Source organism: Methylobacterium sp. E-065, from assembly GCF_022829605.1.
GTDB lineage: Bacteria > Pseudomonadota > Alphaproteobacteria > Rhizobiales > Beijerinckiaceae > Methylobacterium.
The window spans coordinates 1-339 of sequence record NZ_JAKSYD010000080.1 but is presented as its reverse complement, the minus strand read 5'-3'; the positions used below and the strand labels follow the sequence as shown (position 1 = coordinate 339).

Genomic DNA, 339 nt, shown 5'->3' with positions numbered 1-339 from the left:
GCTGTTCCATCTGATCAGCAAGCTGTACGAGACCACCTCGATCGTGGTGACCACCAATCTCGCCTTCGGCGAGTGGCCGAGCGTGTTCGCCAGCGACGCACGAGTGACCACGCCGCTTCTCGCCCGGCTCACCCATCACGTTGAGATCGTCGAGCCCGGCAACGAGAGCTGGCGCGTCAAGAACCGCGTCCGAGGCCAGCGCCTACGCCGCGAACGCCGGCCGTCGGATCAGCTCAACCGCACCGCAGCCAGCTTGCGAACGGGTCCCACTTGCACGCCGATCCGGGGTCCCGTTCCAACGCCTTTTGGCCCTCAGCGCATAGGATTGATGCTCAAAGC

General features: G+C 64.9%; 1 protein-coding gene. It reads left to right on the top strand.

The features are described 5' to 3' along the window. On the top strand, positions 1-339 hold a 339-nt coding region (locus tag MKK84_RS08415), incomplete at both ends, for an ATP-binding protein (RefSeq protein ID WP_243918685.1).